The following is a 16,952-nucleotide window of genomic DNA, read 5'->3' as shown; positions in this document are numbered from 1 at the left end:
ATTGCTGATTAAAAGCTTATGGCCAAATTCAAAAAATAGGTTCTCCCGAAGCTGTACCAGTACTTTGGCCCAAAGGATGGGCTGCCACTCTGATTATCCTGAGTCAATTGCCCATAATTGCCATTTCGGCTCTGTTCATATCCCCCAGTTCTGAAAATGGAACTGAAAAGGTTGTTCACGCTGGCAAAAACACTGATGTATTTCTTGCCAACAATCCAAGATTTTCCTCCAATCAAATTCAACAGATAGATTTCATCCAGTGGATGTTGCTGTAATAATTCAGCTACATTTTCATCGGTTGCATCTGGAAAACGCGCTCCAGTTTCTGGGTCTAGAAGAAAGCTTTTGGTCCGTGTAATTGTAGAAAGACCGCTATAATTATTGGTCAAATAGTTTGCACTGGCTCCAACCCACCAATATTTAGGGCTTCGGTACTCAATTCCGAAGGCAATTGCAGTTTGAGGCCCCTGAGCCAACCTTAAATCTTTCAGATTGGCAATGCCCAAATCGATATTCCCTTCTGGGGCGATGAGGTCTTCTTCAGCTCCCGCGGTATCAAAATTTATTTGGATTGATGGGTCACTGGCGTAAACATAGTGTCCCAAATTTCCAACCACTGATAACTTTACACTTGATGAGGCTTGATACTCCATTCCAAATTCAATCCCTTTATGAAGTCTATCCAACCCAGTGATGACTTCTTGAACAAAATCTGACCCTAAGCCAGAATCCACAAAAAAGAAATTGATGTCCGTAGTATTTTGAAAACGGGTATAAAATGCGCTCACCCTTCCCGTGATGTCCGGTAGCCGAATAAAATAGCTAAGGTCTACAGTGGTAATGGTTTCTTTTTGAATTTCTGGAACCACAGTATTGTTCTCTCTTGGGTTGATGAAAATATTCTGAATGGTAGGCGGTCTTTCCAATTTAGCTCCGTTTACTGAAAACCAATGCCTTCTTGTTAGGTAATAGCTCAATCCTCCTTTAAATGACAGTCCACCTATTGATACTTTCTCGCTTGGCCCCATGGAATTCTCCAAAAAGCGCTCATTGGCAAACAGGCCATTTCGTTGCACGTTAAAATTTACAAAAGAGGCTGACGCTAAACCGTTCCAGTTTTTTCCACCCATTTCTAACTGGCCAAAAGCATCCATTTGTGAAGCTTCCAGTTTGTAGTTGTAATTGAATTTTTCTCCTGCAGTTTTGGTCAAGCTTCCCTGGACATCGTTCAAAGTGTTGGAAAATGAATCCATGTCCTCATGGAAATCGGCACCTAATAAATCTTCTATCTGGGCAAAATTCTGGGAAGTCAATTTTTTAAAATTAAACCCGCCTCCCAACTTGATATGTTCATTGATACTATGGGTCACTGCGGTTGAAGCCATAATCTGATTGTCCTTGACAACATCATCATAAAGTAGATAAGCCGCTTTTCCAGTATTGGCAGTATTGGCCTTGTAAAGATCTGCCCATTGTAATTGAGGCGTATTTAAAAGTCCTTCCTTTGCCAAATTTGCATTGTAAAAATCTGCGCCTATTGAGCTGTTTAAATGATAGCTGGGCAAGTATCTGTAATATGTAGGGTCTGGATTGGGCGCATTAAAATAACCCAACCTGCTTCTGGAATTGGTTCCAAACTGATATCCAATTCCAGTGGTCCAGCTCCATTTTTTGGACCTTACAAAGTAATTGAACATAAAAATGGGCTCAAAAATGTCTCGCTCCCTAGCATTTCTGATTTTTTCATCCTGATTGCCCCAATATGGATTATATTGACTCCCCATCAAATCAAAAACTTCCTCTGTAATAGCTGCTGAACGTCCTCTCCTGTTTCGGGCCAGAATAGCCGTTAATGCAACTGCATTGGTGGAATTTATCTGATATTCCAAAGTGCCGAAAAGAGAATAGGCATCGTATAAAGTGCCTTCCACATATCCTTCTTTGGCCCATCTTCGTGAAGTTGAAACGGAGTAAGCCAATCCATTTTCTTGTAATCCGGAATTATATGTGGCCATCAATCGTCCCCTATAAGTTCTATTGGAAGCAGAGCTGGACAATCGAATCCCGGGTCTGAACCCAGAAGGTCTCATGTCAATATTGGTGTTGCCCAATATTCCTCCAAAAGTGAAGGGATTGACGGCAAGTCCGTTGGTAAATTCTTGATTTCTTACTATATCATTGAGTCCTCCCCAATTATTCCATTGTGGTCTTCCATCAAAGAATTTATTCATGGAAATACCATTGATGAGCACATTACCATTACGAGAATCATAACCTCTTACCTTAAAAAAGGCTTGGCCAAAATCAAAAGCAGCACGATTTAAGAAAACATCCCTGGTAGATTGAAGAATACCCAGAGATGAGGAAACAGTTTGGTCATCATCAAAAAGTTCAGCATCGGTAAGGGTCAACAGATTGTCTGTCTTTTCCTGAACCAAATCCTTGTCTAAGTAAATCTCCCCTAGATCAATTGGTGTTCCATCTAAAAAAACCGCGAAGTTTTGGGTAACAAAACCGTCTGAAGTAATTTTTAAAATGGACTCTCCTGAAAGGGAAATCTGTATCGAAAATGTTCCATCACCATCGGTAAAAAACTTTTCTGAAAGATTATCAATGGTAATTTCGGCATTAGCAATTGGTCGTTTCAACCCTTTCTCTAAAATATTCCCCGAAATAGTAGTGTTCTGCTGACCATATTGCATTATGGCACAGCAAAACACAGCCCAGAACAAAGCTGTTCTCATAGCTAATGAGTAGGTTAATTAAACAAAAATTGGGGTTATTACTAAAGAGGTTGTAAGAAATGTGTGCAATCTTACTTATTTTAGTCGCAAAATCAAAATATAAATGCGATTATTAATATGCCTACTTGTATTAATATCGACCTCACTTAACGGACAAGTTTCCAAAACTTATAAAATTCGGACCATTGCTTTTTACAATGTTGAAAACCTTTTTGACATTGAAAACGATTCGCTCACCTTTGATGATGACCGTACTCCGGAAGGGAAGTACCAATGGACTCAGGAACGTTATGCCCGAAAATTGGAAAACATCTCCCAGGTTTTAGCGCAGATAGGTAAAACGGTGTCTGGGTCTTCTCCAGATATTATTGGTCTTTGCGAAGTTGAAAATAGAAAAGTAATTGAGGATTTGATCCATCATCGTAATCTTCTGGGAAAAAATTATGGAATTGTCCATTTTGATTCTCCCGATCAACGGGGTATAGATGTAGCCTTGCTTTATAAAAAATCTTCATTTATTCCCTCATCGTTTCAAAGCCGTAGGTTATTGCTCTTTGATGATTTGGGGGAAAGGGATTATACTCGAGATCAGCTTGTGGTGGGTGGCGTAATGGATGGAGAGGAATTCCATTTTATCGTGAATCATTGGCCTTCCCGAAGAGGTGGTGCTTCTAAAAGCAATCCTTTACGAATTAGGGCAGCTTTGCTGAACAAGCGTATTATTGATTCTATTCAAAAATTGAATGTGAATGCCAAAATTATAAGTATGGGTGACCTTAATGATGACCCAAGGGACGATAGCTTAAAAAAAATTCTAAAAACTAAGGGCAAGGTCAATCAACTGGACAGTATCTCCCTTTTTAATCCCATGGAAAAATTATATAGAAATGGTATAGGGTCTTTGGCATACCGCGACAAATGGAATCTTTTTGACCAATTTTTTATGACACCGAGCATTTTGGATGATTCAAAACAAACATTGTCCTATTGGAAAGCGGGAATATTTACTCCTGCATATATCCGAACCACCGAAGGAAAATATAAGGGTTATCCGCTACGCACCTACTCTGGAGGAAGCTATACCGGGGGGTACAGTGACCACTTCCCGGTATACCTTTATTTGATCAAAGCAATGATAAATTGAACTTCTACCTTAGAACTGGTACCTGATTCCCAAGCCGAGGTCAAAGTCAAAGCCGTCACCATAGTCCTCGTCTCCTAAGCCCAATTCTGGTCGTAAATCCAGCGAAAGGAGCAATGGTATTTTAAAATTATATTCAATTCCAATATTACCCGTCAAGAGCGCAAACGAATTGGAACCTCCATTGTCAAAATCCACACTACCAACACCTGCGCCGGCCCCTACATACCAATGAAAAGATTGATCTAGGGGCATTATCCATTGATAAAGACCCACTAACTTAAAAGCATCGTATACATCCTTTTCGCCCCGAATACCTAAATTCAATTCCAATCTATTGTTATCAAAAAGAGCCCTTTGATAACTAACTTCGGCACCTAGGGAATCAAAACCGTCATCATCGCCAATTCTAATTCCAATAGCGTTCTTGGATATTCTTTGAGCCTCGCAATGAAAGCTAAAAGCGAGACCTAAACATAACAGTGAAATAAATGTTTTCATAGGTTGATACTTATTGTTTTTACATAGTAAAAAGTACAAAAAATAAACCCTAAAAAGAATTTAACCCCTGTGTATTCGATGGAATGCAACTTCTAAGCAAACCATTGTCCCCATGGAATACGACTCAAAATAAGTAAAAGCCCCAGACCGTAGAAAATACCAATGCTTTTAAATTTTTTGCTGCTCTCCATTAATCTTTTGTGTCTGGACCAACCTATGGTGATCAACGCCAAGGCGATGATATTGATTACGGGATGTTCCAAGGCCAATAGTCGGGCAGGAGCATTTAGCCCTCCCATACCCAAGGCTTGTATAGCTTTTAAGCCATTAGCGGAAACAAAGTATAGGATAAGTCCCACCACTAACTGAATGTGGCTTAGAATCAATGCAAAAAGACTAATTCTTAAATCTTTGTGCATGGTGAAATCCCTTTTATTGATCCAGCCCAAAAGCGCATTGATCACTGCAATTAGTAAAACGGCCAATACCACGTAGGCCAGATAGGAGTGTAGGTTCTTGATGATTTCCATAGGTACAATTTGAATGCTTAAATGTAATGATTTTGGGAATAAAAAAACCCTGCCGATTGGCAGGGTTTTGCTATAATTTTTAGAGAATCCTAGAAATCGTAACGAATAGTTACATTCCAAGTTCTTCCTAATCCAAAATAACCTCTGTTGGAAACTGCCAAACCATCATAGGTTTCATCTCCAGCTTCAACAAAGTTTGCTGTAGTCAATCTAGAAATATACTCTGTATCAAATACGTTGTTCATATTTGCTCTTATCTTAAACTGGTTTGATTTGTCTACACCAACAGGTAAGGTAAAAGTAACCCCTGCATCAACTAAGCTGAAAGAGGGTAATTCCAAGTTTTCTTTGATTGCACCAACATCTGCGTAAAGATTGTCATAGAATCTATAATCAGAATCGAAAGAGAACATCTTATTAATTCTGTATGCAAATCCTAGACCTCCTGATAATTGGGCAGCACCACCTACTTTCCCGCCATCAATATCAACAGTTTCAGTGCTTAGTACATTTCGTTCTTCATCGGTAACCTGAGTGACTGCCTCTCCAACATACTCCCAATTACCAACAGATGCAAATCCGTTGATGGTAAGCCCACTTACTGGTCTTAACTTAGCATCTAACTCAACTCCAGAGTGTAATTGCTCTGTTCCAAAGTTAGAAGTATACTGAACTACATCATCAACAAAATCTGAACTTGTTTCAACTCTATCCTTCCAAGAAGTCCTGTACAAGTTAACATTGGCGGAGAACACATTAGTTCTAAAGCCATAACCAGCCTCCAAACCAAAAATCTTCTCGTTTTCAGTCAATGGATTTACTTGATTAGTAAAGTTCAAGTAGATATTATCATGGTATGGTTGACGATTATAGTAACCTACATTAGCATAGAAACTGTGCTGAGAAGTTGGTTTATAACTAAATCCAGCCTTGGCGTTATATCCAAGATTATTTACTTTTTCGGAATCTACACCATCAGTAATCCCTGCTGGCAAAGGCTCTCCCGTCCACTGTGGAGAAGTCCCATCAATAAGTGATTGATCAGCATACTGAAATGGGTCAAACCTTTGGTGGTACTGATTTGAGATAGAACCTTGGAAGAAAGTAGAGAATGTATCAGTAGCATACTCCAATTGGGTAAAGAAACCTCCATAAGAAATTCTTTCCTCATTGTTATACGCTATTTTCTGAGTTTCATCATAACTATTGAATGCAGCTGCCCATCCTGAAGGCCTAAAGCTTTCCGTAGCAGTAACAAATTTATAGGTGCCAAAACTTCCATAAGTTTCATGGTTATTGTTTTGGTCTCTTAATCTGATGTTCTCTGTCCAAGAGTTTAGACCATGAAAATCAGATACTACTCTAAAGTGCTTTCCGTAATATGTTCTTAAATCAAAACCTGCATTCCAAGTAAGGTTATCAGAGAATTTCTTTTCAAAGTTTGAAATAAGCCCATACCAGTTGTGCAAGTTCATGGAAGCTCTTGTAATGTATGCATCATCAGAACCAAAATAAACCCCAGCTCCATTAGGAACCTGTGCGTTTTGGGCATAGATAGCATCATAATCTATACGACCTTCATCAGTTCTGATTCTATTTCCACGGTCACCTGTGCCTCCACCGTTACCCCAAGAAGCATAAAGTACTGTGGAAAGGCTTGTAGATGAATCTAATACCCAGTCCCAGTTAAGGTTGGCAACTGGCTTGTGATAGAAATTTCTTCTTTCGGTTTTGTACTCTCCGTTATAAGTACCCCAGTTGTTGTTGTACTGAAATCCATACTCCAAGTAATCAGAAATGGATTTGGTAAAGTTCTGATCATGGAACTGGGGAGCTCCTGTAATCAAGAAGTTAAAGTTGTGATTGTCATTAGGCCTGTAACCCACAGAAAAGAAGTAAGTTTGACCTTCACCAAAGTTTCCTTCATTATAGCCATCACCTTGCCAGTGGGAGAACATAGCAGTAAGACCCCATCCTTTTTCAGAAATTCCGGTGTTGTAACCAGCTGTGGTCTTAATGTAGTTATTATTCGCAACTGTAGAATATGCAAACCCACCTTCATTCATCTCAGTAGCCTTAGTTACAAAGTTCACCGTACCTCCAACAGAAGAAATGGCCAATTTAGAAGAGCCCAATCCACGTTGAATCTGCACCCCTTTGGCAATGTCATTTAATCCAGACCAGTTAGACCAGTACATCAATCCGTCTTCCATACCATTGATCGGTTGACCATTAAGTAAGAAAGCAGTGTTGTCTTGCTCAAAACCTCTTACCCTCATATTGGTGTCACCAAATCCACCAGATTGTCCTGAAACATAAACTGATGGAGTATTCACCAACGTCATAGTAACGTCTTGTGTTCCTATTTTTTCTTGAATTACTTTTACAGGAACCGACGATACAGCAATCGGAGTTTGTCTATCCGAAGCCAAGTCAATAATCCCTGTTCCTACGACTACAACTCCTTCTAATTCTTCAGCATCTGGAGATAAAGAAATGGTGCCTACACTTCCTGTAGAGGAAAATGGAACAGATTTGGATACAAATCCTATATAGGATATAACCAAAGTACCTGAACCTTCAGAAACTTCTAAAGTAAAATTCCCATCAAAATCAGTTGATGTTCCCGTCGATGTGCCTTGAACCAATACACTAGCACCTGGAAGTGGGCCTCCTAGCTCACCATCTACAACAGTACCAGTAATTGTTCCTTGTGAAAATGCCAATGCTGACGTTAAAATCGCCGCAAAAGCCAAGTAGATTCTTTTCATTTTAACAGTGTTTAATTGTTTTGAATTGTTTGGCAAAAATCTTGCTTTTTGACCTCTGTGGTGTTAACGCAACGTTAAGAAATCAAGGCCCTATGAGCAGGCAATGCAATATAAGTAATTGCAATTCAATCAATTAAATCTGAAGGAATTTTACTGAATTGTAGATTATTTCTTAAAAAATTGTAAAAGGTTTACTGTAGAGCCGTCATGATCGCCATTTCCTGAATCTTCGATATCTGCAAGAATGGTCTTTGCCAATTGTTTGCCCAACTCAACACCCCATTGATCATAACTGAAGATATTCCAAATAACCCCTTGCACAAAGATTTTGTGTTCATATAAGGCTACAAGCGCACCTAATGCTTTAGGGGTAAGTTTCTCAATGAGGAGAGTATTTGTAGGTTTGTTGCCCTCAAATACTTTGAACGGCACCAAGGATTCCAACTCTTTTTCTGATAGATTCTGACTTTTAAGCTCTTCTCGAACCTCTTCCTTGGTCTTACCCGTCATCAAAGCTTCGGTCTGGGCAAAAAAGTTGGCCATAAGTTTGTTGTGATGGTCCACATCACCATGTAACGACTTCTTGAAACCAATAAAATCTGTAGGTATCAACTTTGTCCCTTGATGGATCAATTGAAAAAATGCGTGTTGCGAATTGGTTCCTGGTTCTCCCCAAATAATGGTTCCCGTTTCATAATTGGCTCGATTACCATTTCTGTCCATGCTTTTCCCATTACTTTCCATAATGCCTTGTTGTAAATAGGCAGAAAAGCGGTTAAGATATTGGGTATAGGGAATTATAGCTTCTGTTTCTGCGCCATAAAAGTTGTTGTACCACACACTCAACAAGGCCAAAACAACTGGAATATTCTCCGAAAATGGGGTTTCCTTGAAATGGAGATCCATCTCATTGGCTCCGGACAGTAATTCTTCAAAATTTTGATAGCCTACCGCCAAAGCTATCGATAGTCCTACAGCACTCCAAAGTGAAAATCGACCACCAACCCAATCCCACATGGGAAATACGTTTTCTTGCGCAATTCCAAATTCATCAATTTTGGCCAGATTGGTAGATACTGCCACAAAATGTGCCGCTACATCTTTTTCTGACGCATGTTTTAGAAACCACTTTTTAATGGTCAATGCATTGGACAAGGTCTCTTGGGTAGTGAACGACTTGGAAACAATAACGAACAATGTGGTCTCTGGGTCAAGTCCCTTCAAACTCTCATGAACGTGATCGCCATCAACGTTGCTCACAAAATGAACCTTTAAATGATTTTGGTAAAATTTTAGGGCTTCCGTTACCATTACAGGACCTAAATCCGATCCGCCAATCCCAATGTTGACCACATCGGTAAAAGGTTTTCCGGTATATCCTTTTTTGTTTCCCGAAATTATTGCCTCAGTAAAGGATTTTATCTTTTCCTTGACCTCAAACACTTCTTCGATTACATTTTTTCCATCTACAAAAACTTGATTTTCTTTTTTGGCTCTCAAGGCAGTGTGAAGCACCGCTCTTCCTTCGGTTTGATTGATCAATTCTCCTCCAAAGTAACTGGAGATTGCTTCTTTCAATCCAACTTCATTGGCCAAATCCAAAAGAAGGGACACTGTTTCTTCGGTGATTCTATTTTTTGAATAGTCCACCAAAAAATCATTCCAAAGTATAGAAAACTGTTCTCCCCGCTTAGGATTGGAAGCGAAAAGGTCTTTTAGGTGTTCGTCTTTGTTTAGTTGATAATGTTCTTGAAGGTTTTTCCAGGCTTGTGTTTCTGTGGGGTTGATTGTAGGTAGTGCCATTTTACTGGTTGAGCGTTATAGTATTGTCTTCAGGTTCAAATTTTGGTTCAATATATTCTATGCAGTCCAGCTGTTCTTTTAAGGGCTGTATGTAATTTAAATAATCTGTTCTAATAGAATCTGCAATGGGTTCCGCAGTCGGTAATTTTTCTCTGAGAGGATCTACCTGTCTTCCATTTTTCCAAAAACGATAGCATACATGAGGGCCACCTGTATTTCCAGTCATACCAACCCAGCCAATTACATCTCCTTGCCTCACAAATTCTCCTCTTTTCACCTTTTGTTTTTTCATATGGAGGTATTGAGTGCTATAGGTGCCATTGTGTCTAATCTTAACATATTTTCCGTTACCTCCCCTTCTCGTGGATTCTGTGACGGTACCATCGGCAGTAGCAATGATTGGAGTTCCAATAGGTGCTGCATAATCCGTTCCTAAATGTGGCCTAACTTTGTAACCGTAATAAGCGATTCTACGTTTTAGGTTATAACGAGAGGATAATCGGTACCCAAACTTTATGGGAGCTCTTAAAAAAGTGCTGCGCAAATTATTGGCTTCATGATCATAGTAGTCCAATATGTTCTTCAAAGAATCGGTGACATAGGGAAAGGAGTAAATTGGTTTTCCCTTATGTTCAAAAAGTGCAGCTTTTATAGGGCCACGACCTGCATAAATACTATCATTGATGTAGCGTTCATCATAAATTACCTTAAAACGGTCTCCTTTTTCCAGTCGGAAGAAATCAATGGTCCATGCGTAGATTTCAGAAAGGTCTATGGTAACATTGTAATCTACTCCCAAACTATCGAGGGCCTGCGAAAGACTACTGTGGATGACACCTCCCACTTCGCGCTCCACATATCTTACCTTTCTTTTGCTCTTATAGGCCACAGCGCTATCCCTTAGGTCCACTACCGTATAATTGATACGGTCATTTTCATAAATGAAAACTTCTGCTACTTCAGAAGTGTCCTTGGATTTTAAGATAAAGTAGGGCTTTCCCACTTGGATTTTCCTTACATCAAAAGTGTCCTTGAAATTTTCAGAAATTGTGGCAATCTTTGGATACTCTACTTTGTTTTTCAGCATAAGTTCACCAAAGCTATCTCCCCACTTAACGGTATCTTTTACTACATTAAATTCATCCAAATTAAAGCCAAAATGAGTTGTTGGAACTTTTTCAAGCGTTTCCGATTGAACCAACTCATTCACTACAACTTTGTCTTGTTTGCACGATGCCAAAACCATCAATGCCAAGATTGCCCCAAAAATTCTTTGCATTCTAAAAATCTAACTATTTGCTGGGTTGAATATATGGTCTACCCATTGTTTTCCCCATGTATCAATCTCATTTTCTGTATACAAAGTTGGGAAAAATATTATTTTCTGAAAACCGGGGGGTAAAAACTCTTTCCAATTGGTGCCTCCAGTGGCATCAACATCCCTATCTGCCTTGGCTAAATATCTATATGCCGAGCCCATGTGCATCAACGGCCAATTGACATTTGCATTCACATCCATATCTTTTAAGGCCTTGATCAAATTTTCATTTTTCCTTGATTGCTCTGGCAACTGAAGGTATTTATGATATACGTTGCTATTCTTAACCTGATTGGCTATTCTTAACAATCGCGGCGTGTATCTAATTTCAAATTGTTTTAGAGTCAATGTTTTTTCTCCAGTGTTGACATCTGTTGCTCCTTTTTTCCAATAAATGTGCTCAAAGAGTTCTTCTATGGTATCTTTCTCTGAGAAAGATTCCCTTTCTGTATGGTGCACCAAGTTTTCCATAGGAGTGGAATAAATCTCAATCATACGATACTGTGCAGATTGAAACCCGCTGGCAGGCAGCAAAGCCATTCTATACCGAAGAAATTGTTCTCGTTCCATTCCCTTGATCATTATACTAAAGGAGGAAATGAGGGCTTTGTAATAATTGTTGATCCTGCTCACTTTTTCAATGAAAAAATCAACATCCTGTGACCTGTCCTCCACAATTTGTTTTTGCTCGTGCAGAATCAGTTTAAAGTACAACTCTGTAATCTGGTGGTACATGATGAAGATTTCTTCATCTGGAAAATGGGTTCGGGGTACTTGTATACTTAAAAGCGTATCTAAATGAATGTAATCCCAATATGTTAGATAACGCTGATAGAGAAGACCATCCAAATAAGAGCTTAGGTCTTGTCCAGAATTTTTATATTTCTCCTCAAGTTTGTTGATTTGGGACTTGATCCGGTCACCGTTGTTCATCTACTATTACTATTCCTTCATAATTATTTTAAACTGGTTCCTCAGTCCATTATAGGCATCCAAATCAGCTTTTAGGGATCCTACTGCCAAATCAGCTTTGATTCGTACAGGGATTTTATTTAAATCATTTGAGACCCATAGTGTAAGACTTTCCTGTTCTTTAAAAACACGGCCAGATTGAACCAAGGGTCTAAATTTAACACATTCTACTTTCCCAAACTTCGTTCGGATGACCTCTTTGCCCAAAAATTTTAGTTTAAATTTATAGACCCCATCGTCATCAAAAAGCATATCCAAGTTTATGGATTGGCCTTCTTCAAACTCTTCTAGGTTGTAATTGTTCCTTAGAAAATAGCTGGCAGATAGCAAATCTTGTATACGATCATGGACGGCAATGTCCATTGCAGTGCCATTTTTATTATCTGTTAGGATAGCTTTTTCTTCGTCGTAATGAAAATCTATTTCGATATCCTTGGTATATCCTCCCTCGTTTATTTTTCTTATAAATCGATAGGGTTTGCCATCATATCGGCCAAAATAGCTTTCATAGGTGTCGTCCACCTTAAAAAAGATACTTGCAAAGCCAGTGGTCTTTCCTTTTCCAACTACATGAAACACCGGAACACTATCTAAATTCTTGGAACTTAAGTGCAGTGTGGCGTAACTGGCATTAAGAAATCCATAGTGAATCCTGAACTTGAGCCATTCACCAGATTTGAACGCCGGCGTAAATTTTTGGGACATTGCCGGTAACGATAACAGTAAGTACAAAACAATAAGAGCCTTTTTCATAAGCAATAAAATTGGTATAAAGTTACTAAAATCACATTCTGAGGCTGATAGATTTACAATTACTTAAACAAAACTTGTTCCAAAATAGTATACACAAAAAAAGCCCAGTTTACAAACTGGGCTTTTCCTAAATAACCAACCAAACTTTAAATTATGAAAAACCAATACTTAAAGTTATAAGGGAACCACCCCTTATTTGCTGTAAAGATACAGCAAGGTTTTGTAGGAAAATAAGTTTTTAACGGACTTTAACTATACTAGTTGTTAATTGAGGTTTTTTAGTAAATAGTTAAGAAACTCATGCATCAAAACCAATACCCTACACTAAAAAAAACATTGCTTTGATTATTTTGAGGCGACCATGAATAGTAAATCTGTACTGGGCCAAAAAAGGATTCGAGACCGTAACCCACACCGTATCCAGAATAACTGGGTTCCTTGAACCAATCCCCAGTTCTAAAAAGATCATCCGCAACATTGGTGAAATTTGCAGAAAACATAAGATGGTTTTTTGGAGCAATTTCATAATCCAATCTTCCGTAGGCCTTTACAAAACTGTTGCCCGGCAGACTTAAGAAATCATAACCAAAAAAGGGTATAAAATTATTCACAAAGTCATTGCCGAAGCCTCCAAGAACAAAATCAAAGGAAGTTACACTTGACGTCCCCAACTTTAAGCCTCCTTCAGTTTCTAGATTAAGGCTAAGATTGTCCAGTACAGGAAAGGCGGTGCCCAACCTCGCTTTTCCAACAGAGAATTCCCTGAAATTATCATTGAAATCCGAAGAGAACAAGTATAAATGTAAGTCACTATCAAAAAAGACCCCTTTAGTCGGAAAATACTTATCATCATAGGTGTCCAAGGTTATTTTTCCAAAAGCACTGAAATAATTTGAATCTTCAAAATAGGTCCTATCAGAAGAGGATGGAGGGGGAGTGCCATCATTATCTTCTACAATCTCATTAATGGTTTTTGTACTATAGCGCAACAATTTATGTTCTACTCCCAAAGTAACTCCAAATTCCTCCCGGAAAACAGTTTGCAAATAAATCTGATTGGTCAAATCTGTCACGTCCAAATTTATTTCACTGATGTTGGGGTCATTGGGCACATCAAAATTTCCGCGAATCAATCCATAATCAATTTCCTCTCCAAAATTGGTAAATGTTGAGTTGACTCCAAAACTCCAGTAATATCCTTTATCAATATAATATTGGAGGTTATATCTTATGTGGTCACCAAGAATAAAATCAAAGGAAGCCACATCATCTTTAAGTAAAAAGTTTTTCTTGGTAAGGTTGATCAAAGCGGCACTTTTGTATAGATCATCGTAGTGGGCCCCTACCTTCAAGAACATTTTTGTTGGATTTTCCTTGAGCTTAAGGATTAGGTCTGTTCCCAATCCGTTGGACACCAATTCATAGCGAATGGCCTTAAAGTTACCCGTTGCCGATAAGTTGTTCATCCCTTGTTTTAATTTGTCAAAAGAAATTTTCTCTGCCAAATTGAACCTTAATTTTCCCTTGATGTATCCACGTGTATACCTATCGTTACCTCTAATAATCAATCGATTTATAATGAGACTATCCTGTGCTTGAATTCTTTGTTTATCCTCAACTGAAGTCAGATTATTTTGGTTTTGGGCCACATGTTGCAATTCTGAAATTTTGGTCAAAGCACCTTCTTCACCACTAGCCATAATTTCAATTCCTCGTTCAAAATCAATTACTGAAAATTGGTCAATATCCGGTCTAATGTAGATATCGGTTCTCTTGGATTTCTCCTTCATATCGTTGACCGTCCTGTAATTATTGATCTGCAACAAAATCTCAGTGGCGGAAGATAAAGATTCCCTAGTTGACAAGTCGTGTTGCACATCCACCCCAATAATCAAATCAGCTCCTAAATCCCTTACCTCATCGATGGGATAATTATTGACCACCCCGCCATCTATCAAAATCATATTATCAATTTCCGATGGCTCAAAAAGTGACGGAAAAGTGCCACTTGCCATAATGGCTTCGGGCAGGTATCCTCCATCCAGTAGAATCTCTTCACCGGTTTCCACATTTGTAGCAATACACAAAAAAGGAATGGGTAACTTTTTAAAATCTTGAACATCCTTCACATGAAATAAAAGTCGTACCAATTCATTATAAATATTTTGACCTCCAGAAATGGCCTGTGGAAACGATACATTAAAATTTGTAAAAGGGAGGGTGAGCGCATATCGTTCAGAATCTTCTTTTTCGTAGAAAGTTTTGGCTCCTCTAGGAACGTTATCTTGAATCATCCCTGCAAAATCCGTTACCCTAAAAATGGAATCCAATTCATGTGCAGAATACCCTGAAGCATAAAGCGCACCAACAATAGCCCCCATACTGGTTCCGCCGATATAATCAATTTTAATCCCAGCCTCCTCAATAACTTTAAGCGCGCCAATATGCGCCAACCCTTTTGCTCCACCGCCACTCAATACCAAGCCTACTTTTGGCGACGTTTTATCAACATCGGTCTGGGACCATGCCAAAGCACCAAAGAATAAAAAAACTAGTAACGGAATTATCTTATGGATGCTCATCTTAATCAATGAAAGGTTTTATATATTTTTTTCGCCTTCGCCATGCCTACAGATTCTGCCAAGCTTTCTATGGTGGCTTCTTTTATTCGCTTAACAGATTTAAAATTTTTCAATAACTGTTCAGCAGTTTTCTCTCCGATTCCTTCAATACTTTCCAACTCCGAATTTATGGCTCCTTTGCTTCTCTTATTTCTGTGATGCGTTATGCCAAACCTATGGGCCTCGTTCCTCAATTGCTGTATTACTTTTAAGGTCTCAGATCTTTTGTCCAGATACAATGGCACAGGATCTTCTGGAAAATAAATTTCCTCTAAGCGCTTGGCAATGCCCACTATAGCAATCTTTCCTCTAAGACCTAAAATATCCAAGCTTTTTAGGGCAGAGGACAATTGACCTTTTCCCCCATCGATAACTATTAACTGAGGCAATGGCTCTTCTTCATTCAATAGCCTTCTATATCTTCTAAAGATCACCTCTTCCATACTGGCAAAATCATCTGGGCCTTCCACAGTTTTAATATTGAAATGCCTATAGTCTTTTTTTGAAGGCTTTCCGTTTTTAAAGACAACACAAGCGGCCACAGGGTTGCTTCCCTGAATGTTTGAATTATCAAAACATTCAATATGTGTTGGTTCTTCAGAAAGTCTCAAATCGGCTTTCATTTGCGCCATCAGTCGCTTTGCATGCCTATCTGGATCGGTAATTTTTATCTGTTTTAGTCTATCCTGTCTATAAAAACGAGCATTGCGCTCAGAAAGCTCCAAAAGGCGTTTCTTATCGCCAAGTTTGGGCAAAGTAATCTTCACATCTTCTTCTACCATTACAGGAAACGGCAAGTAAATTTCTTTAGAAAGTGATTTGAACCGCTGCCTAATTTCAGTAAGGGCCAATTGTAATAGTTCCTCATCGGTTTCTTCCAGTTTTTTCTTGATCTCCATGGTATGAGATCGAATAATTGAACCGTGTGAAAGTTGTAAAAAGTTGACATATCCATGGGTTTCATCAGAAATGATGGTAAACACATCCACATTATTGATCTTGGGATTTACCACTGTTGATTTGGCATGATAATTTTCCAAGATTTCGATTTTATCCTTTACCCTCTGCGCCTTTTCAAACTCCATATTACTGGCCAGTTCCTTCATTTTTATGCGAAACGACTGCAAGGACCCTTTAAAGTTGCCTTTGATAATTTGTCTGATATCTTCAATCTGTCCGTGGTATTCATCCTCTGTTTGAAGCCCTTCGCATGGCCCTAAACAATTGCCCAAATGATATTCCAGACACACTTTGTATTTGCCAGCTGCTATTTTCTCTTCAGACAAATCATAATTACAAGTACGTAAAGGATAAAGACCTTTGATCAAATCCAACAATGTCCTCACAGTTTTCATACTGGTGTAGGGGCCAAAGTATTCAGAACCATCCTTTATAAGCTTACGAGTTGGAAAAACTCTTGGGAAACGCTCATTTTTAATGCAGATCCATGGGTATGATTTGTCGTCCCTCAACATTACATTATATCGAGGCTGTAATTTCTTGATCAGGTTGTTTTCTAAAAGTAGGGCGTCAGATTCTGTAGATACCACAATATGTTTGATGGACCGTATCTTTTTTACCAAAACCCGAGTCTTTCCGTATTCTTGTTTTTTATTAAAATAAGAAGAGACTCTTTTTTTAAGGTTCTTTGCCTTACCTACATATAGGATTTTTTCATCATCATCATAAAACTGATACACTCCCGGACTATTGGGAAGTGTACTGATTTGTACATCTATTGAGGATTGTTTGGACATATAATCTCCAGAGGTTGACACTATAACAAAAATAAATCTTA

Annotated in this window: 11 protein-coding genes; 1 reads left to right on the top strand and 10 read right to left on the bottom strand. The window is 38.7% G+C overall.

Going from position 1 to position 16,952, the window contains the following annotated elements:
* Positions 1-8: 8 nt before the first annotated feature.
* Positions 9-2,744 carry a TonB-dependent receptor gene (locus HJC33_RS05665; protein WP_171657831.1) on the bottom strand — a complete coding sequence of 912 codons (2,736 nt, stop codon included), beginning with the start codon at positions 2,742-2,744 and terminating at the stop codon, positions 9-11.
* Positions 2,745-2,847: 103 nt separating this feature from the next.
* Between HJC33_RS05665 and HJC33_RS05660 the strand changes: the two genes are divergently transcribed.
* Complete coding sequence (locus HJC33_RS05660) at positions 2,848-3,888, top strand: endonuclease/exonuclease/phosphatase family protein (RefSeq protein WP_171657830.1); 1,041 nt, start codon at positions 2,848-2,850, stop codon at positions 3,886-3,888.
* Between the two features lie 9 nt (positions 3,889-3,897).
* Here the strand turns inward: HJC33_RS05660 and HJC33_RS05655 are convergent, their stop codons facing one another.
* The 9 genes from HJC33_RS05655 to uvrC all read right to left on the bottom strand — a co-directional run bounded on the left by HJC33_RS05655 (position 3,898) and on the right by uvrC (position 16,911).
* Positions 3,898-4,386, bottom strand: coding sequence for a hypothetical protein (locus tag HJC33_RS05655; RefSeq protein WP_171657829.1), 489 nt, complete (start codon positions 4,384-4,386; stop codon positions 3,898-3,900).
* 92 nt (positions 4,387-4,478) lie between these two features.
* Positions 4,479-4,916, bottom strand: coding sequence for a hypothetical protein (locus HJC33_RS05650; protein ID WP_171657828.1), 438 nt, complete (start codon positions 4,914-4,916; stop codon positions 4,479-4,481).
* Positions 4,917-5,005: 89 nt separating this feature from the next.
* Positions 5,006-7,687: a TonB-dependent receptor gene (locus HJC33_RS05645; protein WP_171657827.1), complete on the bottom strand. Its 2,682-nt coding sequence runs from the start codon at positions 7,685-7,687 to the stop codon at positions 5,006-5,008.
* Positions 7,688-7,852: 165 nt separating this feature from the next.
* Positions 7,853-9,490, bottom strand: coding sequence for a glucose-6-phosphate isomerase (gene pgi / locus HJC33_RS05640; protein WP_171657826.1), 1,638 nt, complete (start codon positions 9,488-9,490; stop codon positions 7,853-7,855).
* Between the two features lies 1 nt (position 9,491).
* Positions 9,492-10,769, bottom strand: coding sequence for a peptidoglycan DD-metalloendopeptidase family protein (locus HJC33_RS05635; protein WP_171657825.1), 1,278 nt, complete (start codon positions 10,767-10,769; stop codon positions 9,492-9,494).
* 9 nt (positions 10,770-10,778) lie between these two features.
* Positions 10,779-11,741, bottom strand: coding sequence for a tryptophan 2,3-dioxygenase family protein (locus tag HJC33_RS05630; protein WP_171657824.1), 963 nt, complete (start codon positions 11,739-11,741; stop codon positions 10,779-10,781).
* A 9-nt stretch (positions 11,742-11,750) separates the two neighbouring features.
* Entirely contained in the window at positions 11,751-12,533 is a 783-nt protein-coding gene (locus HJC33_RS05625; protein WP_171657823.1) for a DUF3108 domain-containing protein, read from the bottom strand.
* A gap of 305 nt (positions 12,534-12,838) precedes the next feature.
* The gene (locus HJC33_RS05620; RefSeq protein ID WP_171657822.1) at positions 12,839-15,115 is read right to left on the bottom strand and encodes a patatin-like phospholipase family protein; all 2,277 of its coding nucleotides are present in this window, start codon (positions 15,113-15,115) and stop codon (positions 12,839-12,841) included.
* Between the two features lie 5 nt (positions 15,116-15,120).
* The gene (uvrC, locus tag HJC33_RS05615; protein ID WP_171657821.1) at positions 15,121-16,911 is read right to left on the bottom strand and encodes an excinuclease ABC subunit UvrC; all 1,791 of its coding nucleotides are present in this window, start codon (positions 16,909-16,911) and stop codon (positions 15,121-15,123) included.
* Positions 16,912-16,952 lie beyond the last annotated feature (41 nt).

The organism is Flagellimonas amphidinii (assembly GCF_013090115.1).
Taxonomy (GTDB): Bacteria; Bacteroidota; Bacteroidia; order Flavobacteriales; family Flavobacteriaceae; genus Flagellimonas; species Flagellimonas amphidinii.
The sequence above is the reverse complement of the archived record's forward strand: the minus strand, read 5'-3'. Positions and strand labels throughout refer to the sequence as shown.